The 26,646-nt window shown below is 41.2% G+C and carries 23 protein-coding genes and 1 pseudogene; 16 read left to right on the top strand and 8 right to left on the bottom strand.

The annotated features are described in order from the left end of the window. Positions 1-222: 222 nt before the first annotated feature. Together DDV21_RS11775 and DDV21_RS08075 are read right to left on the bottom strand one after the other, a co-directional pair. The gene (locus DDV21_RS11775; RefSeq protein ID WP_479685578.1) at positions 223-381 is read right to left on the bottom strand and encodes a hypothetical protein; all 159 of its coding nucleotides are present in this window, start codon (positions 379-381) and stop codon (positions 223-225) included. A gap of 223 nt (positions 382-604) precedes the next feature. Further along, complete coding sequence (locus DDV21_RS08075; protein WP_116878221.1) at positions 605-2,413, bottom strand: subtype A tannase; 1,809 nt, start codon at positions 2,411-2,413, stop codon at positions 605-607. A gap of 124 nt (positions 2,414-2,537) precedes the next feature. On the opposite strand from DDV21_RS08075, the gene DDV21_RS08070 reads away from it, so the two are divergent. The 5 genes from DDV21_RS08070 (at position 2,538) to DDV21_RS08055 (ending at position 6,267) form a co-directional block, all read left to right on the top strand. Beyond that, positions 2,538-3,182, top strand: coding sequence for a Crp/Fnr family transcriptional regulator (locus DDV21_RS08070; protein WP_116878222.1), 645 nt, complete (start codon positions 2,538-2,540; stop codon positions 3,180-3,182). 137 nt (positions 3,183-3,319) lie between these two features. After that, a complete protein-coding gene (locus tag DDV21_RS08065; protein WP_241964658.1) occupies positions 3,320-3,628 on the top strand; it encodes a hypothetical protein in 309 nt (102 codons plus the stop codon). Further along, positions 3,618-5,195 carry an ATP-binding cassette domain-containing protein gene (locus DDV21_RS08060; protein WP_116878223.1) on the top strand — a complete coding sequence of 526 codons (1,578 nt, stop codon included), beginning with the start codon at positions 3,618-3,620 and terminating at the stop codon, positions 5,193-5,195. Before DDV21_RS08065 ends, DDV21_RS08060 begins: the two co-directional genes overlap by 11 nt. Positions 5,196-5,228: 33 nt before the next feature. Then, positions 5,229-5,381, top strand: a complete 153-nt coding sequence (locus DDV21_RS11770; RefSeq protein WP_162886298.1) for a hypothetical protein — start codon at positions 5,229-5,231, stop codon at positions 5,379-5,381. A 91-nt stretch (positions 5,382-5,472) separates the two neighbouring features. Beyond that, positions 5,473-6,267 carry an IS982 family transposase gene (locus DDV21_RS08055; RefSeq protein WP_116878224.1) on the top strand — a complete coding sequence of 265 codons (795 nt, stop codon included), beginning with the start codon at positions 5,473-5,475 and terminating at the stop codon, positions 6,265-6,267. Between the two features lie 179 nt (positions 6,268-6,446). Here the strand turns inward: DDV21_RS08055 and DDV21_RS08050 are convergent, their stop codons facing one another. Then, entirely contained in the window at positions 6,447-7,481 is a 1,035-nt protein-coding gene (locus DDV21_RS08050) for an acyl-CoA thioester hydrolase/BAAT C-terminal domain-containing protein (RefSeq protein ID WP_116878225.1), read from the bottom strand. A gap of 390 nt (positions 7,482-7,871) precedes the next feature. Here DDV21_RS08050 and tpiA point away from each other — a divergent pair, with 390 nt between their 5' ends. Next, positions 7,872-8,630 (top strand): triose-phosphate isomerase, encoded by a 759-nt coding sequence (gene tpiA, locus DDV21_RS08045; protein WP_116878226.1) that lies wholly within the window; start codon positions 7,872-7,874, stop codon positions 8,628-8,630. Between the two features lie 469 nt (positions 8,631-9,099). Here tpiA and DDV21_RS08040 read toward each other — a convergent pair whose 3' ends face one another. From DDV21_RS08040 to DDV21_RS08025, 4 genes are all read right to left on the bottom strand, one after another. Beyond that, entirely contained in the window at positions 9,100-10,335 is a 1,236-nt protein-coding gene (locus DDV21_RS08040; protein WP_116878227.1) for an aminoacyltransferase, read from the bottom strand. After that, on the bottom strand, positions 10,335-11,549 hold the full coding sequence (locus DDV21_RS08035) for an aminoacyltransferase (RefSeq protein ID WP_116878228.1): 1,215 nt from the start codon (positions 11,547-11,549) through the stop codon (positions 10,335-10,337). Before DDV21_RS08035 ends, DDV21_RS08040 begins: the two co-directional genes overlap by 1 nt. After that, on the bottom strand, positions 11,549-12,358 hold the full coding sequence (gene yidA / locus DDV21_RS08030; protein ID WP_116878229.1) for a sugar-phosphatase: 810 nt from the start codon (positions 12,356-12,358) through the stop codon (positions 11,549-11,551). Before yidA ends, DDV21_RS08035 begins: the two co-directional genes overlap by 1 nt. 267 nt (positions 12,359-12,625) lie before the next feature. Further along, positions 12,626-13,930, bottom strand: coding sequence for an HD domain-containing protein (locus DDV21_RS08025; RefSeq protein WP_116878230.1), 1,305 nt, complete (start codon positions 13,928-13,930; stop codon positions 12,626-12,628). Positions 13,931-14,012: 82 nt separating this feature from the next. Between DDV21_RS08025 and DDV21_RS08020 the strand changes: the two genes are divergently transcribed. The 5 genes and pseudogenes from DDV21_RS08020 (at position 14,013) to DDV21_RS08000 (ending at position 20,335) form a co-directional block, all read left to right on the top strand. Next, positions 14,013-14,411, top strand: coding sequence for a YwiB family protein (locus tag DDV21_RS08020; RefSeq protein ID WP_116878231.1), 399 nt, complete (start codon positions 14,013-14,015; stop codon positions 14,409-14,411). A 76-nt stretch (positions 14,412-14,487) separates the two neighbouring features. Further along, positions 14,488-14,886, top strand: a complete 399-nt coding sequence (locus DDV21_RS08015; protein WP_116878232.1) for a YhcH/YjgK/YiaL family protein — start codon at positions 14,488-14,490, stop codon at positions 14,884-14,886. Then, positions 14,855-16,028, top strand: a pseudogene (locus DDV21_RS08010) (sialidase family protein). Before DDV21_RS08015 ends, DDV21_RS08010 begins: the two are co-directional and overlap by 32 nt. Positions 16,029-16,539: 511 nt before the next feature. Then, positions 16,540-19,224, top strand: a complete 2,685-nt coding sequence (locus tag DDV21_RS08005; RefSeq protein ID WP_116878233.1) for a cation-translocating P-type ATPase — start codon at positions 16,540-16,542, stop codon at positions 19,222-19,224. Between the two features lie 439 nt (positions 19,225-19,663). Next, positions 19,664-20,335 carry an MIP/aquaporin family protein gene (locus DDV21_RS08000; RefSeq protein ID WP_116878242.1) on the top strand — a complete coding sequence of 224 codons (672 nt, stop codon included), beginning with the start codon at positions 19,664-19,666 and terminating at the stop codon, positions 20,333-20,335. A 103-nt stretch (positions 20,336-20,438) separates the two neighbouring features. Here DDV21_RS08000 and DDV21_RS07995 read toward each other — a convergent pair whose 3' ends face one another. Beyond that, on the bottom strand, positions 20,439-21,299 hold the full coding sequence (locus DDV21_RS07995) for a metallophosphoesterase (protein ID WP_116878234.1): 861 nt from the start codon (positions 21,297-21,299) through the stop codon (positions 20,439-20,441). Between the two features lie 97 nt (positions 21,300-21,396). On the opposite strand from DDV21_RS07995, the gene DDV21_RS07990 reads away from it, so the two are divergent. From DDV21_RS07990 to ftsX, 5 genes are all read left to right on the top strand, one after another. Then, positions 21,397-22,053, top strand: coding sequence for an HAD family hydrolase (locus DDV21_RS07990; protein WP_116878235.1), 657 nt, complete (start codon positions 21,397-21,399; stop codon positions 22,051-22,053). Positions 22,054-22,431: 378 nt separating this feature from the next. Beyond that, on the top strand, positions 22,432-23,556 hold the full coding sequence (gene queG, locus DDV21_RS07985) for a tRNA epoxyqueuosine(34) reductase QueG (protein ID WP_116878236.1): 1,125 nt from the start codon (positions 22,432-22,434) through the stop codon (positions 23,554-23,556). A gap of 132 nt (positions 23,557-23,688) precedes the next feature. Then, positions 23,689-24,790, top strand: a protein-coding gene (gene prfB, locus DDV21_RS07980; protein WP_116878237.1) for a peptide chain release factor 2 whose coding sequence is annotated in 2 segments (ribosomal slippage) — positions 23,689-23,760 and positions 23,762-24,790 — 1,101 coding nt in all. Because the reading frame shifts where the segments join, the coding sequence is not laid out codon by codon here. A 214-nt stretch (positions 24,791-25,004) separates the two neighbouring features. Continuing rightward, positions 25,005-25,697 (top strand): cell division ATP-binding protein FtsE, encoded by a 693-nt coding sequence (ftsE, locus tag DDV21_RS07975; RefSeq protein WP_116878238.1) that lies wholly within the window; start codon positions 25,005-25,007, stop codon positions 25,695-25,697. Then, the gene (gene ftsX, locus DDV21_RS07970; RefSeq protein ID WP_116878239.1) at positions 25,690-26,619 is read left to right on the top strand and encodes a permease-like cell division protein FtsX; all 930 of its coding nucleotides are present in this window, start codon (positions 25,690-25,692) and stop codon (positions 26,617-26,619) included. Before ftsE ends, ftsX begins: the two co-directional genes overlap by 8 nt. Positions 26,620-26,646: the final 27 nt, after the last annotated feature.

The raw sequence follows: 26,646 nt of genomic DNA, 5'->3' as shown, positions 1-26,646 counted from the left end.
TTACCTCTCCAGACGGCACCGATTGAACCCCAAAGAAACCTTTATTTGGCCAAAGATAGGCCTATATCAACTTTGCCTTGTGCGAAAATCCAGCTGCCTTCTTCAGGTAAAAGCGTTTGGCTTTCCGATCATCTTTTCCTGTAACAAGTTTTTCTTCAATAACCTGATTGATCTTTGCGAGTTCTGTTTCTAAGATAGTGAAGTCAGTCAATTGTTCAGAGCTTATTGTTTCTGTTCATCTAAAGCAATCGCTTCCTTAGAAATCCCTTGTGGATAAGTCAAAAGAAGAACTGACAGAAGAAGTTTGGAATGATAGGATGGGTGGCGGCCAAAGTCATGATAAAAGGTTTTAAAATGACTCTCTTCCAGAGCATTTACCACCTTGTTCAATCGTAAAGACATATGGTTTGGCGGCAAATGCAGGAAAGCTCTAGTGGTAAAGCCGTCTGGTTTGTGTGATATAGTGGATGTGTGTGAGGTAGTTTTTCCAATATTTTTTAGACCGCTATTGCCTCTATAACACAAAAAACAACGGCATCAAAACCGTTGCTTTTTGCTTGAGTCGAGAGACTTTTTGTCTCAGCCCTCTTCTAATAGAGAGCCATTATTGTTCACTTAAGATTTCATTAATCCAACTAACAAAGTTTTCAGTGGCATCTCCAGAAACTTCTGCATTGGTATGTCCTTGTCCCCAAACGGTAGCAAAATCAACCGTTTCAACACCATAATTTTCAAGAGCGAGGGCTAAGTTAGCCTCAGTGGACAGGGCTGTATCACCTTGGTTGATCCCTGAACGAATTCGCCAGTATTTGGCAACTGTCGATGTTCCAACACCATCGTAATAATCTGAGAGATAGTAGAGCGGTGTGTACATATTGATTCGTGTTGTGAGGTCATTTCCTAGACTGTCCGTTAAGGACATATCTTCTTCATAAGCACTTTCATAGCTGGTCCCTTTGAGGATTTCAGCCATACGTGAATCCCAGTGGGTGCTTGAGCCATCAACGCCGAAGAGCTGGTTTTCTCCTTGTTCTTCATTGAAATCATCAAAAGCTCCTACATCTTTTGATGGATTTTTGAGGTATTTCACAAAATCTGCAACACTTGTAATGGTTGCTGTATTGGTCTTGGAATCATAAGAAACCCATTCACTGTCGGTATTCAAGGCGGCAATATAATCTTCTGCCGACTCGTAGGTTCCTGAGAGGTCTAGGGCTGAACTAGAAGACGTTGCCCTTGAAATCCCATCGGTTGCCTCTAAGGAGTTCTCTGAACGTTCCGTTTGACCATCACCTGAAGCTCCTTCACCGCTTGGCGCCTCACCTGAAGGTGCTCCGCCACTTGGTGCTTCACCCGAAGGTGCTCCGCCGCTTGGTATAGCTGAAGAACTAGAGCTGGCATCATAAGGGAAAGTGGTGCTTTCAAGGAAGGTGTTGAGAGAGTTCTCAATGGTTTCCTTGATGAAGTCATAATAACTACCAGCTTGATAGATACCTTCATCAGAAGCGTCAAGAGTTAAAGTGTTACCATCACTGTCTTTCAACCCAAGCTCATTGATATACTCCGCATAGGCTGCTGCCAAGTCATCTGAAATTGCCTGTGTTTCGTCATCCAAATCAGTTCTCGCTGAACCAAGGTTCCATTCATAAGCCAAGTTGGCTGTGTCGAGATTGGTGATAGGAACCCAGGCCATGACACCGGAGATGGCATCGGAAACGCCTGTGACAGCACCGATTTCTTCTAGGTAAGCATCATAAAGTGAACTGTCACCAGAGGCACCTAAGATAGACGCTTGAGCACCGCCGCCAGAGGTTCCAAAAGCAAAGATGGTATCTGTGTCTCCAGCGATATTGCCTTGGTTGTATCTTAGATAGCGAATGGCTGCCTTAGCATCTGTAACCCCTAATGGTGCCCCGCTATCACGGCCACGTAATCCAGCAGAGACATAAATCATGCCTTCCTTCGTATAATCTGCCGCTTGGCTGCTGTAGTCTGTTAGAGCAGACATGGCAGAGTAGCCTGGCGTGTTGAATGGGATGACAATGGGAGCTGTTTGAGCTGTATAATGGCCAACTGTTTTTTCCGTGTTGAGTTTGGCTGTATAGGTACCGTCGTCATTATCGGTGGCAGTCATGTAATCACCTGGAACAAAGATAGATAGGGTCTGTTGCTCGGTATCTGTAGGATTGGCTGCGTAGGATATGCCTATTTGATAGTAGACGTTATCCTCGGCGTTGTAGAGCCACTTTGTATTATCGATTTGATCAAGGGTTGTCGTCACCTCACCAGTTGATAGAGATGAAGTTGATGAGGAAGTCGTTGTTTCAGACGAATTACTGTTTGTACATGCTGTGAGTAGAGCACCTGAAGCTAGTAGGGTTACTCCTGCTATTAACCATTTTTGTTTTGACATAGGGATTCCTCTTTTCTTCGTATTTGTCGACAGGATAGTGTATAATAAACTTATCCTGTCAACTATTTTAAAAGAAGGAAATAGAAAAGACCATAACATATGTTAAGATTTAAGGTGGTTTTAAATGGATTTAGAATTCTTTAAGTCTTGGGGAGAAGTTGCAACGATTCCCAAAGGGGGATTGATTACTCGAATAGGCCCTCAAGAAACGATTTCGTCTATTTATCTATTGGAAGAAGGCATTGCTTCATTGGTGTCAGTCACTGAAAAAGGAGAACAGCAAACCCATCAATATTTTACAGAACCCAGTTTTTTGACTATTGTCCCTTTTTTAACGCGTGCGAGATTAGGGTTTGAGAATGGACGAGAAGTAGCAGTGGTAGCTAAGACAGCTTGTAAGGTGTGGAAGATACCATCAGATCTATTTCTGCAAAAGAAGGATGATCCTGCTGTTTTAACGGCCATGTTGGATGCTGTTCTTCAGGATTATATTTTTGCCATGAATAAACAAGAAGATAATAATACTGGCAGTACCCTCGTTCATCTTTGCCGATTTATCAATGAATATGCTCAGAAAAAGGGACAGTATAGGCGGCTGAATAAGGTATTTACTTATGCAGAAATTGCTAGTTTTCTCAAAGTACACGAGGTTTCGGTTGCCCGATTGATTAAAGATTTGAAAGAAGCAGGTATTATTGAAAAGAGAGGGCATGGGATTATGATACGTGATGAGAAAAAACTAGAAGATTGGGCGAACAGTCAAGTATAGTATAGTGCTATAGCTTGATATCAGTTTCAGAAAAACAAAAAATTTCGTTTGCACACAAGAGCTTTTTTTGATTGTTGAGTAATCTGATACTCGATGAGAATCGAAATTAGACGAGGAGTTACAAAACATACAGGAACATGGTTAGTATTGTTATTTTTTTAAATAGGGTCATTTCTTTACCTACTAGACATGTTATTTCAGATTTTGTAGAACCAGTGAGACAAAGTGATTATTTTAATAGCGGTTCAGCAATTTCGGAAATGATGCTAAAAAAATATGGTAAGAATATTTCACAGCAAGAACTTAGAAAAATAATAGATTACGTCAAAGAAAAAAGTGCATGGGGAGATGCGGATTTTCAAACATGGAGACTAATTTTAAAACGTATATTAACAAGCCCAGCTAAAACTTTTGAGGAGTTCAAAAAATTAGAAGATGATGATTAGTTATTTAAAAAATGTTATGAGAGACACTGGAAAATTCAAATATATTATTTCTGTTGGAGGCCTATGTGTTTTAAATATTATTACCTGCTTACAACCTTATTTTCTGTCAAAGTTAGTGAACAATACAGTTAATTATAAATATTTGTTATTCTTTTTAATATCATTGTTAATTCCAGCGCTTATCAATTTCATCAAAAATGACTTAGTACAAGCAACACGAAAATCGTCCAAAAAAATCTTGTTCCTCTTTTTAGAATCGAGAGGTTACGAATATTATAATGATTATAAATCTTCCACTCTTCAAAGTCTAATGTCTGAAGTATCGTTTGTTTGTAGAAATCTAGTACAAGAAATATTGCCATCTATGGTAAAAGTTGTTGTCACTGTATTGTTTTATACTAGCTTAATTGGTGAATATAGTCTTAAAATAGGTATCTTATACTTATTAGTTTGCCTTGTATATATGGTGTTATCAGCGTTATTGACACAAAAAAACAGGAATGATATAAAGAAGGCTTTAGATTCAACAGTTGAGGTTAATAAGTCAATAGATGACTTTTTTAAAAATCTTGATACAGTATTTTCCTATATGTCATTTAAACATGAATTAGAGTTTTTTGATACTAGACTTACTTACGAAAAAAATATCTATTATAAAATTCAAAAGCAAATACATCTAGTATATTTGTTACAGCAGATTATTTTAGTTTTTCTTATCGGTTTGATTCTTTATATAGGTTTAATTAATTTTAGTAGTTTCAAGCAACAGAATTTGGAGTTTATACTTATCCTAATATATTCTATTTTAAATTTATCTAACTTTGGAACTGACTTTTTAGGAGGAGTGGAGTTGAAGGATCGTCTAGAAGCTGCTCTTTCTAAATTACAATATGGTAATAATAAAGATATTACTAAACAGAATCATAGGGTAATATATGACGGATTAGATGTGGTATTTGACAATATTTCATATTACTACAAAGAATTAGATAATGAAGTACAGGTGTTAAAAGACTTGAGCTGTCGTTTTGAATATGGGAAGTTAACTGCTCTTATTGGAGATAATGGTTCTGGAAAATCAACTGTTTTAAAATTAGTAGCAGGTTTTTTAATCCCTGATAAGGGAATAATTTACCAACCTTTAAAAACAAGAGTTTTGTATATTAATCAAGATTCTGTATTATTTAATCGAAGTTTACTAGATAATCTAGGATATCCACATACAGAGCTAGCTTCTGACCAATTAGAAACTTTATACTCTTTAGCTAAAAAGCTAGAAATTGATAATATCATTTCGCCACATGCAGATTTAAATATAGAGATAACAGGAGAAATGACCAATTCCTTCTCAGGAGGAGAGAAGCAAAAAATTCTCATTTTAAGGGCACTTATATCAGACTTTAATATTATATTATTTGATGAAATTACAAGTGGTTTAGATATAAAATCATCTAGTACATTTTATCAACTAATAAAAGAAACTGTCAGTAATAAGGTTATAATTTGTATAACGCATAGAAAGGAAGAATTACAATATTTTGATAAAACTATTTCATTGAATGTTTAATTTATTAGTAATTGATTAGGAGATGTTGGTGTTATGAACACACGTCAACTACTTGCAATAAAATATTTAGATCTGTTTGGGGATGATGCCGTTTTCAGAAATTCGTACTATTTTGACATTAAAGATAAATGGGGAGAATATATTCTAAAAAAAGATAGCGATTATGTTGAGAATAAAATTATATAATATATCCGTGGTGCTAGTTACATTTGATATACAATAAAAAGCTCAAATGGACTATACTGTAAGTGACGAAACAAACAGGAGGCTAGTCCAAATGAGCCACTTACAGTATACCGCTAAATCTCATCATTTACAATGGGATATGAAGCAATTATCAAAAATTTGTCATCAATTTTATCGTGACTACTGCCTGGTGCTTCAAGCTGAATTAGGGATGAAATCTCAACGTCATTTTTATAGAATCTGCCGACTCTTTTCTTACGGAAGATTACTAGAAAGAAGTCGCTTTAACCGACATTCTAGACAATTAATTTGGCTAGTGCAACTGATTCGCCAAGCCATGAACAAGCAACTACCACCTGATACCATCGTCATCATGGATAGTTTCCCTTTAACTCTTTGTCAGTCTATTCGCAATCATAGAGCAAGGATTTTTGAAGGGCTGGCAGATATTGGTTACAATGCATCTAAACGCTTATGGTTCTATGGCTTCAAAGTTCATATGCTCGTTACCTTATCTGGCTATATTCTGAACTATGTTGAGACACCAGCTTCTGTTCATGATATCAAGGTGGTTGATGACTTGTTGGAAGGTTGCCGACAATCTGTGATTTTAGCAGACTTAGGCTACCTCAGTCAGGAGCTTAAAGATAACTTGGAACGAAGAGGGGATCACTTATGGACGCCATGGCGTCAGAACATGGAAGGGACTGGCCAGCACAACAATTGGAGATTGTTAGCTATGAGGCGAACCATTGAAACGCGCTTTTCTAAGTTATGTACTCTTTTTGATATGGAACAAACCTTTGCCAGAGGACTAACTGGGCTACAGTTGAGGCTTGAACAAATCCTGTTGGCTTATAATCTAAGCTATTTTGAGTTTAACTAGCACCACGAGTATAATATATAAACAAAGGTTAATATGACAACAGCAGAAAAAAGATAAGGCTGAAGATAAACATCAAAAAATTAAGTTTATCTTCAGCCTAAGCTATTATTTTAAGAAATTAATTTTTGAGTAAATATTTTACTTAATAAAGCAGATGTGTAATTTTCTAATAAAGATGCTCACTGATGCCATTGGCTTAAGCGCTGCACCAAAACTTCACGGTAAGCTTGGCCGGCAGCTTCATTTTCTTTTTTGCTGCCGCCGGTTGCTATAAGTCCGTAGGGACTTGCAAGATAGCCTTCTTCTGCAAAGATATGGCCAGCTTTATCATAGATGTGGAGCTCAGCTCGTTCTCCTTGAGTTTTCTTGATTACTTTTGCCATACTGGCACTGGGCCACATACGATCATCGCCTCCTGCAAAAATCAAAATATCGGCATCAGCAGCTTTTTGGAGGATCTCATAATCTGCAACCTTGTCGGTATTGGCAATTGCTGTACGGTAAAGCGGTTCATAGGAGGTCGGTGCTCCGCTAACCATACCAAACAAGAAAGCGATATACTCTGGAAAACCGGCATGCATGGTTGAGATATAGGGGAGCTCTTTTCCTTTATAAGTCCATGATGAGCTGATGTTTTCATAATCCAGACCATTGAAGTTATAAGCACTTGGTGCCATGAGAATGATATGGTCAATCTCTGAATAATAATTAACAAGATTGAGGCAGAGTTCAGCCCCTTTAGAAGCCCCATACAGTGTAAGAGGAGCAGGATCGGCAACGTTTTTCTCAATATAAGCCAGTACTTCATCAAAGAAGTCAATTGGAATTTTTGAAAGGGAGGGTTGCTGATTTGGCATACCGTAGCTAAAGAGTGACAGCACTTCATAGCCTTGAAGGGCAAAACTGACTCCTTCATAATAACCGGGAGATCCTTCAGAACCGCCGAAAGTAACGATGACCCCTTTTTTCGTTTTTGCAGCGGGTTTGAGGTGAAAGCCATTCAGATAATCGCCCTGAATATGCTCTATCTGCACTCCTTCATACTCAGAAGGGTAAAGGTCAAGATTAGTTGGGTCAGAATAAACAGAATTGCTGTCGATATGATTATACTTGCTGTAAGTGTAATGATTGTACAGCCGTAGAGCGATGACAATCAAGATGAGCAGAACAATTATAATACCGACGTATTTTACTATCCTCAAAAAAAATTTCATTGTGCAGTCCCCCTTATTGTGATTTTTCTCTATTTGTAGAGATAGGCCTGTATGTTATTAAGATTATTGATAGGTTCAGAATAAGAAGCTTTTCTTTAAAGATTTAACAGAAAGTTTAGGAGAAAATAAAATTTTATAAGTGATATATTTATAACTTTTTCATTACTAATATAATACTTTCGGTGCAGTTTGTCAAGAAAAAGTGAATTATTTTTAACATATAGTTGGACAGCCTGTGCAGTGGATGTTGCGATGCACGTTTACCCGACTTTGCCTTACGTTTGTTTGAATTTGAATGGCCTTAGTGTCTTTAAGACAGAATAATCTTTAATATTTACAGGAAATATGCTACAATAGAAGCGTAAAATAAAATAAGAAGAGGTAAGTGAAATGTCACGTAAACCAATTATTGCTGGTAACTGGAAAATGAACAAAACGGCTGCTGAAGCGCGTGAATTTGTTGAAGCAGTGAAAGACAAAATTCCGGCAAGTGCACTTGTTGATACTGTTATTGGTGCACCGGCTCTGTTTCTTGAAGGGATGAAAAAAGGGGTTAAGGATACTGAACTGAAAGTAGCAGCGCAGAACTGTTATTTTGAAGACTACGGTGCTTTCACCGGTGAAAACAGTCCTGCAACACTTGCAGCCTTAAATGTTGATTATGTTATTATTGGCCATTCGGAACGCCGTGACTACTTCCATGAGACAGACGACGATATCAATAAAAAAGCACAGGCTATTTTCAAGAACGGTATGACTCCGATTATTTGCTGCGGAGAGTCTCTTGAAACCTATGAAGCTGGTAAAGCAGAAGAGTTTGTAGGAGCACAGGTTTCTGCAGCACTTAAAGGCTTGACAGCTGAACAAGTAGCTTCCTTAGTGCTGGCCTATGAACCAATCTGGGCTATTGGTACCGGTAAATCAGCCACTCAGGATGATGCACAGAAGATGTGTAAAGCAGTCCGTGACGTTGTAGCTGCTGACTTCGGTCAAGAGGTTGCTGATAAGGTCCGCGTTCAGTACGGCGGTTCTGTAAAACCTGAGAATATTGCTGAATACATGGCTTGTCCGGATGTTGACGGTGCTTTGGTCGGCGGTGCTTCTCTGCAGCCAGATAGTTTTCTTGCTTTGCTTGACTTTGTTAACTAAAAAATTAATTTCACTGATTTTCTGCTGCTAAGTAACTGCTGAGCAGAGGGAAATAACAAAATACAGCACCCTTTTAAGCAGACTGACTTAAAAGGGTGTCTTTCTTTTTATTGAGTAACAGTCAAAAAGCCTCAAACGACGCTTAAAAACGTTGTTTGAGGCTTTTTGAATAGTAGCAGGTATAATCCATGCAGCAATAATGACGGGCAACAACTCCCCGATAACAGCAACGATAAACGCATCGCTTTCGTCATGATACAAAGATCGGTAAAAGTGACTGAAAAATAGAAGACTAATCGCAGTGTTGCCTTAAACATAAGGGAGGATCTATATTCACAGAGCAGCTACCCTCGTTTAAGTTGTCGCTGGCATTCCCGCTGAATACAGTTCACTAAGATACCAAAGGCGTTATCAACTGCACAGGGAGATGAGCGAAAACCTAGAAGCCCCAATCTGTTTCACTTTATTTTTATTGGCGGCCCAGTATTTTCTTGATTGTGTGAAGGATTTTGAATTTTAAAGGCTGAGGATAATAGCGGAAGGTCCCTGTTTTTCGCGTAATGTAGCCGTTAAAATTCTGCTTGAAACGGAGGATACTGTCGGATCCATCAAACTCTCCGGTAATACCTAAAAGATTGTAGCTGGGGATACCGCGTTTTAGGGCTTCCAGCATGACATATTCTTGCAGGAGAGCAGGAGCATAGAATTTATTAAAGGCCGGATAGGAGCCTGAAAAGAGATATATCGCTTCCTGTTTAGTGTAAACAAAAAGGCTGCCGGCAAGGATAACGTCTTTTTGGCCGTATTCTTCTAAAAACTGCTGAGCCTCTTGTTTTCGGAGTTCGAAACTGTCATACTGGCTGCTGAGTTCACGCAGCTGGTTGCGTTTTTTATCAGACTGCGGCTGTTCTTCGAGTGCTGCTTTTAATTTATCAATCCGCTGAGCCAGCTTAGCTTGGTCTTGTTCAAGATTTTGGTAATAATCTGAAAAATTGAGGGTAGCGACAGTGAAGGCTGCATCCTCTCCCCAAGCATCATAAAAATCTTCATAATAATCGAGCGGTTTGTCAATATAAGCACGTCTGTCAGAAGTTGCTGCTGTAATATCCTTAAAAAGCGGCAGTTCATCGCGCTTAAGCTGCCTGATGTTAATACCGAAGGTGTTAGCCTTTTTTAGAAGAGGCCGTCCTTTCTTACTAAAGGATTTGCGCAGGGACTTTTCATCTAATTGACTGATATCTTTGACGTAGTGCCAGTCCGGCTCACCGCCTGGGTAGCCGGTCAGCAGGCCATCATGTTTATAGCCTAAATCAACCAAATTATCAATAAGTTCCGGCTTTTCTTTGTCAAGCGGCTTGCCTTCACCATCAAAAGTCTGATAGGTATCATAGGGTTTGACAATGAGTTCTAAAGCCCCTTTTTCCTTGGCATAGTCCCGTAATTCTTTATAGAATTTTTTGAGATAACGGCTATCTGCAACTGCCGGCCCAGAGTTAATTTCCATGTGCAGCCCTCCAGTCATAGGCGTGCTGTACAGAACTGCAGCGACAAGGACTTTTCCTTGCTCACTGTAGGCGGCAAATTCAGCGGTAAAGCCGCGTTTTTTCAGCAATTCAGCCATTTGAACAGACTGCATAAAAGATTTATAAGGAAGACGTGCACAGTAATCGCTGAATTGTTCTTGACTTAAAATTGTAAAAGGCATTAGTGGTTATTCCTCATTTTTTTGCCTGTCTCATAGGCATAGTTAGCTAATGGATAAAGTAATTTACTGACAGGAATATTAAATTCGCCGATAAATTCTTCAATTGTTGGGTTAAAATTAGCTTTAAACTTGGTCAGTCCGTCATCCAGACTGCCTTCCACTCCTCCCATATTAGCCCAGACAATACCGTCTTGGTATGCATCTTCAAAGACTTTAGGATAGAGGGAATACTGCGGGTAGAACTTCTTGAATTCATCATTCATACCGGCATAGAGCATTTCCATTACATTCCCGAAGCGGACAGAGAGGATGCCCGCAATAATCAGTTCATCTGGATATTTTTCAACAAAATCTTCAAATTCCTTGATGTACTTGCTGATAGAAGCTTCCTGCTGTCTGAGTTTGGTCAGCCGTTTCTTTTGATGCTCTTCGGTTTCTGAGAGTTCTTTTTCAACTTGGGCTAACTGTTCTTTATATTCCTGCAGGCGCTTGGGCAGGTTAACTTTAGCAAGATGCAGGTAAGCATCGTCGCCATAGATAGTCATCATTTTTTTGAAATAAGCTTCATTGCGCAGGGCTACGCCTTTTCGACTCTCAGTCAAGGCTACTACATCGGCGAAAGCTTTGACATCTGCAACATCACCGCGGCTGGTCTCTACCCCCCTTTTTTGGGCATCTTTCATCAATCGTTTAGTATGCTTGGGGAAGCTTTTTGTCAGTTCAGCTTCGGTATAAACATTGGCCTGAAAACGCGGCTGAATACTTTCCGCGATTTCCTTAGTCCTGCCCGTCCAGCGGGCACCGGCTTTCTGGAGATTCGCTAATTGTGTAAGCGTTTCTTCATTTTCTTCCGTTTCCTGCCCAATTTTATACTGCTTGAGAAGGAGGGCGGGGTCAAATTTGATAAAAAGAGCACGTTTTGTTTTGCCGTAAGCCTTCAGAGCAGCAATGACCTCTTTGACTAAGTCCGGATTGCTGTAATCCATAACTGGCCCTCTTGGAACATAGAGCATAGTCATTCCGAGCAGCAAAGGCCTGATCAAAACAGAAGCTGATGCAACAAGGACATCATCCTGATAAAACCCAAGACGCTCACTGCCCCAATTATCTTTAACCTGCGCCCAGTCTGAACTCTGCAGAAGATTGGTTTGATGGCTTGCTTTGACAAACTCATCGTGCTCTGTTTTTGAAATCCCAGTTTTATATGTAAGCATTAGTTTAGTACCCATTGGCGAATCGCATAAGCTACGCCGCTTTCTTCGTTTGATTTGGTGATATATTTAGCCAGCTTTTTGATTTCCGGCACAGCATTGGCCATGGCTACTGGTGTACCTGCAGCCTCCAGCATAGCTCGGTCGTTTTCTTCATCACCGATGGCCATGGTTTCACTGTTTTGCAGTCCCAGTTTTTCTGCCAGATGGGTGAGCGCCTTGCCTTTACTAGCTTCTTTGTTGATGATTTCGAGATAGAAAGGAGTTGATTTTACGATAGTATATGAATCATACAGTTCTTGCGACAGCTTAGCAATAGCAGCGTCTAAAATCTCAGGCTCATCGATCATCATGACTTTGACAATTTCTTTATCGGCCATTTCCTCCGGTGTTCGGTAAAAAACTGGCATGTCAACCAGCGTAGCTTCGTGAATGGTGTATTTGCCGATATCTCTGTTAGCTGTATAAATTCCTTCTTTGGTGATGGCATGCAAGTGGACATTGAGTTTACGACTCCAAAATTCAAGGTTTAGATAGTCCTCATATGTCAGTGTTTTTTTGATGATATCAGCGCCGCTGGCTGTATCCTGTACCAGACTGCCATTGAAAGTGATAACATAATCGCCTTTGTCTTTAAGATCCAACTCTGTCAGCAGACTTTGGACGCCGGCTATTGGGCGGCCGGTCGCCAGAACAATTTTATGGCCCTCTTTTTTGGCTTCCTGAATAGCTTTCCGCACATCCGGTGTAATTTTTCGGTCGTTGTTAAGAAGTGTGCCATCAATATCAATAGCGACAAGTTTGATAGACATTGATTTCTCCGTAATCTAAAAATTTCTATATACTATATTACTAAAAAATAAGGGTTTTGTCATGGGGACTGTGCAGAAAAACTGAACATGGTCTGAACTCTTTGAACAAGGTGATACAATTATGCGAAGTGCAGGGAGGCTAGGAATAAGGCTGCTTTGCAGATAAAAACATCCGAGAAACTTCAGTTTCTCGGATGTTTTTCTATTTTGATGTGAACACATTTGTTCTGATCAAACAGGTTTACTGTTAAAGAAGTGGGACTGTTTCTATTTTTTAGGAGGTGTGAAGTGGTCGTTAGCAGTATAGCTGATAAAAATTTCTTTATTAGCAGCAAAAAGGTCATTCAGCTGCAGCATTTCTTTTGGAAAATAGAAACGCTGATCGCCGTAACTGGTTCCAGTCAGGGTTTTGACAATTGGAGACAGTGTGGACAGTTCTGCTAAGGTTTGATTTTTTTGAATGATTTCGATTTGTGTTCTCGGGTTTTCTTTTTCCGGACGGTAAATGTCATAAGGAAGGTCAAAACTGGCCTGAATGCCTGTATAATATTCAGGATCGAACCCTACTGACTGCACTAAGTCTCTCAGCCGGTAAAGCTGAGACTGAGACTGCTCGTTGAAAGTAACTGATTTAAAGATATTGCGATTGATAAAACGGCTGGATAAATCAGCCAGAATTTTGTCTTCAGCAGTCATCCAAGACTGAAAATAAGTATTCATAACGCCGTCATCTAAAGCCAAATAGTCGTTTAAAGTGAAATGATCCTGCAGAAAAGGGATGAGATTAGGCGCTGTTTTTTCAAAGAAATAGCCCTCTTGCTGGAAAAGCCATTTGGCACGTTTTAAAATTTTCTCCAGCAGGACTTCCACAGACCGGCTGGCTGGGTGAAAATAAACCTGCATATACATTTGAAAACGGCTGACAATATAATCTTCTACAGCATGCATACCATTGCGTTCAAAAGCAATCCCAGTTTCTGTCGGGCGAATGACGCGCAGAATTCTTGTTAAGTCAAACTGACCGTAACTGGCCGCAGTGTAATAGGAATCTCTGAGAAGGTAGTCCATGCGGTCACAGTCTACCTGACTGGAAATAAGCTGTACAACCTGCTGGTTAGGATAGGTATGACTGATAACACTGGCTACTTTTTCAGGGAAATCAGGAGAGACCTGGCTGAGCACACGGTAAATCTCTGTTTCAGGATTGGTGATGATTTCACGGCTAAAAGCTTCATGATCAGTAGCGAACAGCCGTTCAAAAGTATGGGAATAGGCACCGTGTCCGATATCGTGGAGCAAGGCTGCTGCCATTGTTAAAAGCGACTCATCGCTATTCCAAATATCGGAGTATTTTTGCTCAAAAATTTCAGTTACTCTCCTGGCGATGTCATAAACTCCTAAACAATGGGAGAAACGATTATGTTCTGCGCCGTGGAAAGTAAAGGCAGTAGTCGGAACCTGCTTGATTCGCCGGAGCCTTTGAAATTCTTTAGTGTTAATCAGATCATAGATAAGCTGATTATTGACATGGATGTAGTTGTGAACGGGATCACGAAAGACTTTTTCATTCATGCTTTCATTATAACAAAAATTGCAAGTTTATTCAGAAATTGATAGAATTAAAGCCGATAGTATAAATTTAGAAAGTACCTGTATGCAAATCGAAATTAAAAATACAGTCCAAACAGACGGCCGGACAGAAACCATCTGTGAAACCCATGACTGCCAATTCAGTCAAAAAAAGGGAACATCCTATATTATATATCATAATGCTGAAAAAGAGCAGGTTCTGCTTAAATATAGGAATGAAGAACTGGCGATGATTCGCTATTCAAAGCCTAAATCAATCATGACATTCCGAGAAAATCACCTGACAGCAGCCCAGATTTCCACTCCTTTGGGCAGTCAGAAGCTACTGATAGAAACGGAAAATCTTTCTGTTCAGCCCGAAAAACAGAGGATAATAGTCGATTATACATTGAAGCAGGCAGAGACTGAAGCTGTTTTTGCGAATTATCATTTAGCAATAAGCTGGTACGAGAAGCTGTCTTAAGCAATCAGAGAGAAATAAGATAGTTTTGCCAGTCTGCAGTGTGCTGACTTATACGACAAGAGAAAGAGAAAAGAAAATGACTGCTATAGCTACACAAGTATTGGCACAGAATCTGTTGGAACATCTGGGCGGTGCTGCCAATGTTAAAGATGTTCGTTACTGCAGCACCCGGCTGCGCTTTCGTCTGAAAAAAACAGCATCGGCTGACAGCCTTTCTCTTAAAGCGCTGGAAGATTTGCTAAATTTATCAGTTGCTCTGCCCTATCAAGAAGAAAAAGATGTTGAAAAATATGAAGGCGAGGTTCGTCATTATATGAAAATGACAGCAGGAATGGCTTATGTCTGTTTTCCTTGGGCTGCGCATAGGGCTGTTTTCCACTTTGATGAACCTCTTACATTTACTAAAGCTGTCATTAAATTAGCTGTGGAAGAAAGGAAAAACAATGACAGAACAACTGCCGCAAACAAGAACTGATAATCCGAATGGTATTCTTTATCATGACCAATATTTTAAATATTGACTATGCTTTACTGCCAACTGGCGGCAAGGCGACAGCACATGCACCGACATTGATTGAAACAAACGATGGGGGTCTTCTATGCGCTTGGTTCGCAGGTAGTTTCGAAGGAAGCGGTGACATTTCAATTGCAGTATCTAAATATTCTGCACAGGATCACGTCTGGGATCAGCCGCAGATTGTTTCCCATGGTCAGGGACGCAGTGAGCAAAATCCAGCTTTCTTTAGGGCTCCTGACGGTCAAATATGGCTGATTTATACATCGCAGCTCAGCCGTCAGGAGGGAAAGGACAATATGCAGTTTACCTCAATCGTTATGATGCAAAAATCCAGCGATGAGGGGACGACTTGGGGAGAAGCAGAAGTCCTTTTCCCAGAGGAGGGCACCTTTTCCCGCCAGACGATTCAAATCTTAAGCAATGGGCGCTGGCTGTTTTCGACTTGGCTTTGTGAAGACTCTGCTGAAGGACTGACCAATGATCCAACTGAATTTCGTTTATCCGATGATGCTGGCAAGACCTGGCGCCGTGTTCCTATGCCTGAGAGCAACGGTCGGGTCCATGCCAATGTTGTGGAGGATGAAAACGGACACCTGCTGGCCTTTATGCGCAGCCGCTTTGCAGATAATATCTATGTCAGTGAATCTTATGATTTTAGCGATTCATGGAGTGAGCCTCGTCAAACAGTTCTGCCTAATAATAATGCCAGTATCAGCGCTATCAAACTGCAGTCAGGGGAGCTTGCCCTTGCCTATAATCTGAATGCTGCCGGAAAACCGGAATTTGGCAAAGTTGCTTGGCCGGGCCTGCGTCATTCTGTTGCTGTTTCTTTATCAGAGGATTTAGGGGAGACCTGGCCTTTGGGACGGATTTTTGAACCAGCTGAAGGTTTTATCGGTTCGGAGAATAAAACAAACAATGCTCAGTACGAATATCCGACATTGTATCAAAGCAAGGATGGTTTTCTGCATCTTGTTTATGCTTACAAAAACCGTCTGTGTGTCAAATATCTTTGTTTTAGCCTTGCTGATGTTTTAGGTGAAAAAAGAGAAAGTGAAGGTCTTTACAACCCAACCTCAGGTCAGGGGGTTAAAAAATAAAGATTTAAATCCTCTGCTGCTGTTTTACGGATTCAGAAAAGCAGGCACTTGCCAAGAAGAATAAATTTTTGTTATAATGAATCTATATCAAGGGAGTAGCAGACGGTTTTACCGTGGCTCCGGTCGTCATTACGAAAGAAATTTCCGGCCGGGTCTTAAACAGCGAGACTTGTTTAAATAAACAGGTCTCTTTTTGTTTTAAAAAAAGAGACTGAAAATTCAGTTTGAAAAATAGATGATGGGCTGCTGTGAAGAGATTTGATATTTTATCATCTGCCTCGGTTTTCAAACCGTCTATGGCAGAGGGGCGTCTGCGAAATCACAGATTTCTAGCTTACCGCCTTTTCATACAGATTTCTTAACGGCCTTTGTATCTTGTTTGAATTGAACACGGCCTAAAATCCTAGTGAAAAAGATGAAGTCCGTCGCAGTGCAGATTATCGCTCGTCCTTCCCTATTTTCATACGGATTTTTAAACGGCCTTTGTATCTTAATTTAAGGAGAATGTATTTTGTCAAAAGAACAAAAGAAAGAAACGTTTTATACGCAGGATGTATCTTCTGTGCTATCCGCTTTGGAAAGCTCTAAAAAGGGGCTGACAACTCAAGAAGCGCAGCAGCGTCTGGCCGATTATGGCCGCAATGAACTGGATGAAGGAGAGAAGCGCACTCTTTTTGCCAAGTTTATTGATCAGTTTAAGGATTTAATGATTATTATCCTGCTGGTTGCTGCGGTTCTGTCGGTTATCACGTCAGGCGGAGAAGGTGTTACAGATGCCATTATTATTTTGGCTGTTGTTATTTTAAATGCTGCATTTGGTGTTTATCAGGAGGGACAGGCCGAAGCTGCCATTGCCGCTTTAAAATCAATGTCCAGTCCCTTAGCGCGAGTCCGCCGCGACGGTCATGTAAAAGAAGTTGATGCAAAGGAGCTTGTTCCCGGCGATATTGTTATGCTGGAAGCGGGCGATGTTGTTCCGGCTGATATGCGGCTTTTAGAGGCTAACTCGCTCAAGATTGAAGAGGCTGCCCTTACAGGAGAATCGGTTCCTGTGGATAAAGATTTATCGGCTGCGGTTCCTGCTGATGCCGGTATTGGCGACCGTCTGAATATGGCTTATCAAAACTCAAATGTGACTTATGGCCGCGGTATGGGGCTGGTTACCAACACCGGTATGTATACTGAGGTTGGCCATATCGCGGGGATGCTGGCTAATGCCGATGAGACAGATACGCCTCTTAAGCAAAATTTAAATCAGCTGTCTAAGTTCCTAACCTATGTTGTCGTGGCTATTGCGCTGGTCACTTTTATAGTTGGTGTCTTTCTTCGCGGTCAGGAAGTCCTCACTGGTCTGATGACTGCTGTAGCCCTTGCTGTTGCTGCGATTCCGGAAGGTCTCCCGGCTATCGTGACAGTTGTTCTGTCATTGGGGACACAAACGCTTGCTAAACGTAATTCGATTGTGCGCAAGCTTCCTGCTGTTGAAACATTGGGATCTACAGAAATTATTGCCTCTGATAAAACAGGGACACTGACGATGAATCAAATGACTGTTGAAAAAATGTATTACAATGGTCAGCTCCATGATGCCAATGATGATATTGAAGCGAACAATATGGCGCTTCGAATTATGAACTTTGCAAATGATACTAAGGTTGATCAAAAAGGAAAATTGATTGGTGATCCGACAGAAACAGCGCTTGTACAATACGGTTTTGACCATAGTTTTGATGTTCGTGAAGCGCTAAAAGAAGAACCGCGTGTGGGAGAAATTCCTTTTGATTCTGACCGGAAGCTTATGTCAACCATCCATAAAATAGCAGATGGTAAGTTTTTAGTGGCTGTCAAAGGGGCACCGGATCAGCTGCTTAAACGTGTCACACAGATTGAAGAAAACGGGTCTGTTCGTGCGATTACAGAGGCTGACAGGGAAACCATCCTTGCCGCTAATAAATCGCTTGCCAAACAAGCTCTGCGCGTGCTGATGATGGCCTACAAATATGAAGACAGGGTACCGGAACTCGATTCAGATATTATTGAAAACCATCTTATTTTTGCCGGACTTGTCGGTATGATTGATCCAGAACGGCCAGAAGCCGCAGAAGCTGTTCGTGTAGCCAAAGAGGCGGGCATACGTCCGATTATGATTACGGGAGACCATCAGGATACAGCGGAAGCTATTGCTAAACGGCTTGGCATTATTGAAGCGGATGATGTGGAAGATCATGTCTTTACTGGCGCTGAACTGAATGAATTATCAGATGAAGAGTTCCAAAAAGTTTTCAAACAGTATTCTGTTTATGCGCGTGTATCGCCGGAGCATAAGGTGCGAATCGTTAAAGCCTGGCAAAATGAGGGCAAGGTAGTGGCTATGACAGGTGACGGAGTTAATGATGCACCGTCTCTTAAAACAGCTGATATCGGTATCGGTATGGGAATTACCGGGACGGAAGTTTCTAAAGGCGCTTCGGATATGGTACTTGCCGATGATAATTTTGCGACAATCATTGTAGCGGTTGAAGAGGGGCGCAAGGTCTTCTCTAATATTCAAAAATCAATTCAATACCTTTTGTCAGCTAATATGGCTGAAGTCTTTACCATCTTTTTTGCTACCCTTTTTGGCTGGGATGTGTTAGAACCGGTTCATCTGCTGTGGATTAATTTGGTAACTGATACTTTGCCTGCTATTGCATTGGGAGTTGAGCCGGCTGAACCGGGAGTTATGAGACACAAACCGCGCGGCCGCCAATCCAGTTTCTTTTCAGGCGGTGTGATGGGGGCCATTATTTATCAGGGAATTCTGCAGACGCTGCTGGTTTTAGGGGTTTACGGCTGGGCTATTATTAATCCTGAACATGCGGGCAGTCAGGCTATACACGAGGATGCCCTGACTATGGCTTATGCGACACTGGGCTTGATTCAGCTGGTTCATGCCTTTAACGTCAAGTCGGTTTATCAGTCTATTTTTAAAGTAGGACTCTTTAAAAATAAACTCTTTAACTGGTCTATTCCGGTGGCATTTGTTCTTTTGATGTCAACGATTGCTATTCCGGGCTTCAATACTTTCTTCCATGTTGCCCATTTGAGTTTAACACAATGGGGAGTTGTTGTTCTCGGCAGCCTTCTGATGGTCCTTATTGTTGAACTGGTTAAGGCCGTACAGCGAGCAGCCGGTCAAGACAAAAAAGCTATCTAAAGCTGCAAGTAAATTTAAGACAAGCTGCTTTGGCATCAGTTTTTGTTTTGGAACTGCCAATGCTTCATTGCATATTTTTAGAACTCGGGAGTTCATCCTGAGTTCTTTTTGTTTTACGAGATAAAGGATGTTAAAAAATGAAAGAAAGGACAGCTGATGGTTGCATCGCAGCGATTTCCTTTTTCCCTTGATATTTTAGACCGTGTGCAGTCCAAAGCAGTCAGGCTGTACCGAATTGCGATTGGGATTATAGTTACTATCCTCTGTTGTCTGTTTTAGAGGTCTTGACTTTCCGGAAATTTAAGCAGAGAAAACTGCGGAGATTCCCCCCCTTTTTTTCAGCTGTGTTTTTTTCATGCAGCATCAGCTATAGGAGAAGTTGTTTTATTTGCAGTTTTTTTCAATTAAGATTAAAATATCAGAAGAAAGGAATTTTATTATGAAAAAGTTTTTTGCTGAATTGATTGGAACCTTTATTCTTGTTTTTGTTGGGACAAGTGCTGCTGTTTTTGGCGGCGGTTCAGCCGGTATTGGAATCACTGGGATTGCCTTGGCTTTTGGTTTAACCATTGTTGCTTCTGCTTACAGTATTGGGACAGTATCAGGCGCTCATTTAAATCCGGCTGTTTCTATCGCTTTATTCATCAATAAGCGTATAAACAGCAAGGACCTGCTTATCTACATCTGTGCTCAGATTATTGGTGCACTTTTAGGATCGTTTACTTTACAAGTCTTGATTGCTAATATCGGTGTTGTAACCGATAACCTTGGGCAGAATCTGTTTAATGGTGTTAATGCCGTCGGTGCTTTCTTGGTTGAAACGATTTTGACCTTTATCTTTGTTCTGGTGATTGTGACGGTCACATCGGCCAAGAAAGGGAATGCTAACCTGGCTGGTTTGATTATCGGTTTAACCCTGACCCTTATTCACTTCGTTGGGATACCGCTGACCGGTATGTCAGCTAATCCAGCACGGAGTTTGGCCCCAGCATTATTAACTGGAGGCGATGCTCTCGGTCAATTATGGGTCTTTATTTTAGCACCGATTCTGGGAGCAGTTCTGGCGGCTCTTGTCGGCCGTTACTTGCTCGGAACGGAAGAACACGCATAAAAAACGCTCTTTACTGAGTAAAAAGCTTAAAATATATTGTTTAAGAAATACCTCCTCGGCTTGAACTGCAAAACGAAGCTGAGGGGGTATTTCTATAATATTCTTATTTCAGCGGAAAAAGGGTTATGGATCTTCTAAATTCCTCAGCCAGATGCTTTTTTTTATAGGCTAGAAAGTCTTTTTGATTTTTCACCGCATTATAACGTTTGCTGAGATTCCAAGTACCGCTGGGGTTGTAGACAGGGTGCTGGCTGACAAAGCCGATGGTTAAGTCCCATTCGCGGATATAGCCCAGTGGCCGGGAATGGTAGGCGACACCTTCAATATTTTGGCAGCCGTAAGATCTGTGGGCGTGACCGAAAACGACATCGGAAACGCCGTATTTTTTAAAAATATTATGGAAAATGTGACTGCCTAAAAAAGCATTAAAAGGTTTAAATCTTTCATGCGTCATGGTGAATCGGCGATGGGGCACAAAATGCATACTGACAATAAGATTGTGGTCAAGGCGTGCTAAGGTCTGCTCAAGGCGATGGGCGCTTTGCAGAGTCAGCTCTTTATCACTCATGCTGCGCTTAAGCCTTCTATCAAACCAAAAAGTATTTTTGAATTTGAGATTCTGTGCATCCGTTCTGGTCGGGTAGAAAGAATAATCGTACCAACCGTGGAACGAAAGAAGCGTCCTATTTCCAAGCGGAAAGATTTGAAAGTCCAGCTGCTGAATTTCTTTTTCAGATAAATCCAGCATATCATGGTTCCCCAAATTGTAAGTAACCGTAAAATGAGCAGCCATTTGTTCTATAAAAGGCTGGGAAACAGTATAAAAATGGTTGGAAATATCTCCGGCCAGGTGCAAATGGCTAACCTTTTCTTCTTTCAGTACAGCAATCAGTGTTTCGATTTCAAAATCGCCGAATTGATTGAGATCGATATGCAGATCACTGATAATAGCGAGTTTAGTCATATATCTATTTTAACAAAAAAATAGGAATAATTCTTTCTTAAGCAAAGACGCATGTAGTGGAGATATGGTAAAATAAAAGCAGAAATGAGGTCTTCAAATGATTAAAGCAGTAATTTTTGACATGGATGGTGTTTTATTTGACACTGAAAGCTTTTATTTTAAGCGCAGGGAGCAGTTTCTAGCAGAAAAAGGCATTTCTATCGCTCATTTAAAAGCCAGAGACTTTGTAGGCGGACGTCTGGATCAGATTTGGGATAAACTGTTAGCTGGCCGTTCTTCTGATTATGATACTAAAAGTTTGGAAGGGCAGTACATTCTGTATAAAGAAAAACACCGGGCACCTTATCAGGAACTGATTTTTCCTGATACTAAACAGGTCATTCGCAGTTTACAGGAAAAAGGGATTCGGCTGGCTTTAGCTTCTAATGCTGAATACGGTGATATTTTCTTTGCTTTGGAAAGTACGGGGCTTAAAGACTCTTTTGAAGTGGTTCTCTCAGGCAGTGACTTTACAGAAAGCAAACCGGACCCTGCTATTTATAATAAAGCCTGTGAGATGCTGGGTCTCGAAAAAGAAGCCATTCTCGTTATTGAGGATAGTTCAAAGGGAATCGCAGCTGGAAAAGCAGCCGGCTTGCGCGTCTTTGCTATTCGTGACCGTTTGTTTGGTATCGATCAAACCCAAGCAGATGTTTTGGTTGATCATTTAAGTCAAGTATGGCAAAAAATTGCAGAGGAAAATACTTTTTCTTAATAAATGGATGAAGACTTGGACAGTATAATGTTTGATTTAAGGCTCTGCAGTATTGTTTATTTTGGCGATGCCAGTGAAACTCACGGATGTAAAAGCCTTTTTAAGAGAATGAAGCGGAGCCCAAAAACATAAACTTTCCTCACTTTCTAATTTCTAGGTTGGGATCCACCTTCCGCACAGTTAGTCAGAGTAACTGCTTATATTTTAGTCGTTAAGCGATCCAGTAGACTGCCTAAGGCGGGAACCTGGAAATAAGACGTACCCAGCTAAGGACTTCCAATTGTAAAAATTGATTTCTATCAAATAAATTGGTCTAGGGCACTCTTGTTCCAAAAACTTAACCTTGCCGTCCCTGTCTTTTTGCTTTAGAATAAGAATATGGATATCAAAGAAGAAATTAAGGAGCTGGCTGCCGATATTGGGATTTCAAAAATCGGTTTCACAAAAGCGGATGATTTTGCTTATTTAGAAAAATCACTGCGTCTGGCTGTTGCAGAAAAGCGAAATTCGGGCTTTGAACATAAAATCATTGAAGACCGTCTCGATCCTAAGCGTTCGCTTGCATCTGCTAAGACTATTATCGCTATCGCTGTCGCTTATCCGCATAAGCTGTCAATTAAACCGCCTAAAACACAATACCGCCGCGGGAAAATCACACCCAATTCTTGGGGAGTGGACTATCATCAGGTTTTGCAGGACAAATTGAAACGTTTAGCCGAAGGGATTGAACAGCTCTGTGCAGATTTTTCTTTTGAGCATAAAGCTATGGTAGATACAGGTGCTTTAGTTGATACGGCGGTTGCCAGACGAGCCGGAATCGGTTTTATCGGGAAAAACGGCTTGGTTATTTCTAAGGAATTTGGTTCTTACATGTATTTAGGGGAACTGATTACCAATCTGGACATTGAACCTGACCAGCCGGTTGATTATGACTGCGGTGACTGCCGGCGCTGCCTGGATGCCTGTCCGACGTCCTGTCTGATCGGCGATGGCAGTATGAATGCTAGACGCTGCCTCTCCTTTCAGACACAGGACAAAGGAATGATGGCGCTGGAATTTCGCAAAAAAATCAAGACGGTCATTTACGGCTGTGATATCTGCCAAATTTGCTGTCCATATAATAAAGGTATTGATAATCCTCCTGCTAGTGCTATTGACCCGGAATTGGCGATGCCCGAATTGCTGCCTTTTTTGGAGTTAACTAATAAATCTTTTAAAGAACAGTTTGGCCTGCTTGCAGCAGCCTGGCGCGGAAAGAATATTCTGCAGCGCAATGCCATCATTGCTTTAGCGAACATTCATGACAAGAGTGCCTTAGTCAAACTTATGGAAATTATTGATAAAAATAATAATCCTGTTCATACAGCCACAGCTATCTGGGCAATAGGAGAGATTGTCAGGAAACCGGATGCTGCATTGTTGGATTTTCTGCATCATCTGAATCTGAAAGAAGAGGATAGCCAAAAAGAACTGGCTGCAGTGCTTGCAAAATGGCAAAACTGACATTTTTATGATAGACTATTAAAATAGATAGAACTCCAAAGGGATGCTGACGTTTTTTGTGTTTCTTACTGGAGAGTTATCTATCTTTAATAATTGACTGATATCTATAACGATAAAAAAGGAGTGACTTTTGTGGAATTAGCTGAAATTCGTCAAAAAATAGCAGAAAATCAAGAGAAGCTGACTGACTTCAGGAGGTCTCTTTGACTTAGAAAACTTGGAAGAAGAGATTGCCCAGCTTGAACATCAAATGACTGAGCCTGATTTTTGGACTGACAGCTCGGCTGCTCAAAAAATATCACAGGAACTGAATGAACTGAAGACAACCTATGAGACCTTCCATAGTATGGCAGAACTGTGTGATGAAACAGAATTGCTACTGGAAATGCTGCCGGAAGATCAGTCTTTACAGGGAGAACTGGAAGAGAAGCTGGGAGAGCTGGATAAAATCATGGCAGACTATGAAATGGCTCTGCTTTTATCAGAGCCTTATGACCATAATAATGCCATTTTGGAAATTCATCCGGGATCTGGCGGAACGGAAGCACAGGACTGGGGAGATATGCTGCTGCGCATGTATACCCGTTTTGGCAATGCCAGAGGGTTTAAAGTTGAACTTCTGGATTATCAGGCCGGCGATGAAGCCGGGATCAAATCAGCGACCTTAGCTTTTACGGGTGCTAATGCCTATGGTCTATTAAAATCGGAAATGGGCGTGCACCGTTTGGTGCGAATTTCTCCGTTTGATTCTGCCAAGCGCCGCCACACTTCTTTTGCATCTGTTGAAGTGATGCCCGAGCTTGATGAAACGATTGAGGTAACTATTCGTGATGAAGACATCAAGATGGACACTTTCCGCTCTGGCGGAGCCGGCGGTCAAAATGTCAATAAAGTGTCAACCGGTGTCCGTCTTACACATATACCGACCGGTCTTGTCGCAGCTTCGACTGTTGACCGTACCCAGTATGGTAACCGTGATCGGGCGATGAAACTGCTTCAGGCTAAGCTTTACCAGATGGAAGAAGAGAAAAAAGCTCAGGAAATTGATGCACTTAAGGGAGATAAAAAAGAAATTACTTGGGGCAGCCAAATTAGGTCCTATGTCTTTACGCCTTATACCATGGTGAAAGATCACCGCAGCGGCTATGAACTGGCTCAGGTTGACCGGGTTATGGACGGAGAGCTGACCGGCTTTATTGATGCTTATCTAAAATGGCGGATGAGCGATCAGTGATAGGCTGTCCCTGCTCTGCATAGTTGTCTAAGCTGACCGCTACTGTAAGAGTAACTAAACAGCCCAGCGGACGGTTTAAGGAGGATACCTGAAAATTAAGATGTGTCCCGATAAGAACCTCCAGCTGCAAACAGTTATTTCTATATAGTAAAACAAGCTGGGATATTTTGTCCCGGATACTTCATCAAAAATTTAAAGAAAAGGAAAGAAAAACATGGCTTTAATTGAAATGAACGGTGTCAGTAAAAAATACCACCGTTCAACCACTGCTTTGAGAGATATTACTATTTCTGTTGATCAGGGTGAATTTGTCTATCTTGTCGGTCCGTCCGGAGCAGGGAAGTCAACATTTATCAGGCTTCTCTACCGCGAGGAGGCCCATACTAAAGGGACGCTGCGTGTCGGCAAGTTCAATCTGGATAAGATAAAAAAGCGGGAAATTCCCATGCTGCGCCGCAGCATAGGCGTAGTCTTCCAAGACTATAAACTGCTTCCGGCCAAGACTGTTTACGAAAATGTTGCCTATGCCATGCAGGTTATCGGTGCCAAAAAGCGTGATATTCAAAAGCGTGTTACCGAGGTTCTTGATTTAGTAGGACTCAAGCACAAAATGCGTTCTTTTCCCGATCAGCTGTCGGGCGGCGAGCAGCAGCGTGTAGCTATTGCTCGGGCGATTGTCAATAATCCTAAAGTCCTGATTGCTGATGAACCGACTGGGAACCTTGACCCAGAAATCGCTTGGGAAATTATGCAGCTTTTAGAGCGGATTAATCTGCAGGGAACTACTGTACTTATGGCAACACATAATAGCCAAATTGTGAACTCACTTCGCCATCGCGTTGTCGCAATTGAAGATGGTCGTGTGGTACGTGATGAAGAGGAAGGAGAATACGGTTACGATGATTAGAAACTTTTTCCATCATTTGTGGGAATCCATGAAGAGCTTAAAGCGTAATTTTTGGATGACGCTGGCTTCTGTCAGTTCGGTAACAATTACCTTGACCTTGCTTGGTATTTTTGGAGCAGTCCTTCTGAATACTGAGCGGTTAGCCTCAGGTATTGAGAATAATATCCAAATCAATACTTATCTGGAGATTGATTCAACGGATAATTCAGAAATGACAGCTGATCCTGCCGGTCAGCCTGTTGCTAACGAAAATTATCATAAGGTTTATGACCAGATTATGGCAATATCAGGCGTGAAGTCCATCACTTTTTCCAGCAAGGATGAGCAGCTGAAGCAACTTCAGGACACTTATGGTGATGATTGGGCACTGCTTGATGGGGATTCTAATCCTCTGCAGGATGTTTATGTCGTCGAGGCTGCTGCCCCTGAGGAAGTCAAAGATATTGCAGAGAGTATCAGCGGCATTGAGGGTGTAGAGTCCGTAGACTACGGCGGTTCTGATTCAGATCAGCTCTTCAGATTTGCTGCTCTAATACGTACCTGGGGCCTTGTCGGTACCGGTCTGCTTGTTCTGGTCGCTATTTTTCTGATTTCAAATACGATTCGGATTACCATTATCTCAAGACGGCGTGATATTGAAATCATGCGATTGGTTGGTGCTAAAAATTCTTATATCCGCGGACCTTTCTTCTTTGAAGGTGCCTGGGTAGGGTTCTTGGGAGCTATTATTCCTTCTTTGGTTGTCTACTTCCTTTATCAATATGTATATAGAGCCTTCAGTCCAAGCTTAGAACTGCAAAGTCTTTCACTGTACGATCCCGGTTTCTTCCTTCCATCCCTAATCGGTCTGCTGTTTCTGATCGGCATTGTCATTGGCTCAATCGGTTCGATGCTGTCAATGCGCCGTTATTTGAAATTTTAAAGTCTGAATGAAATGATGTATTTTGAA

Source organism: Streptococcus chenjunshii (genome assembly GCF_003086355.1).
Taxonomy (GTDB): domain Bacteria; phylum Bacillota; class Bacilli; order Lactobacillales; family Streptococcaceae; genus Streptococcus; species Streptococcus chenjunshii.
This window is presented reverse-complemented; position numbering and strand designations above follow the sequence as displayed.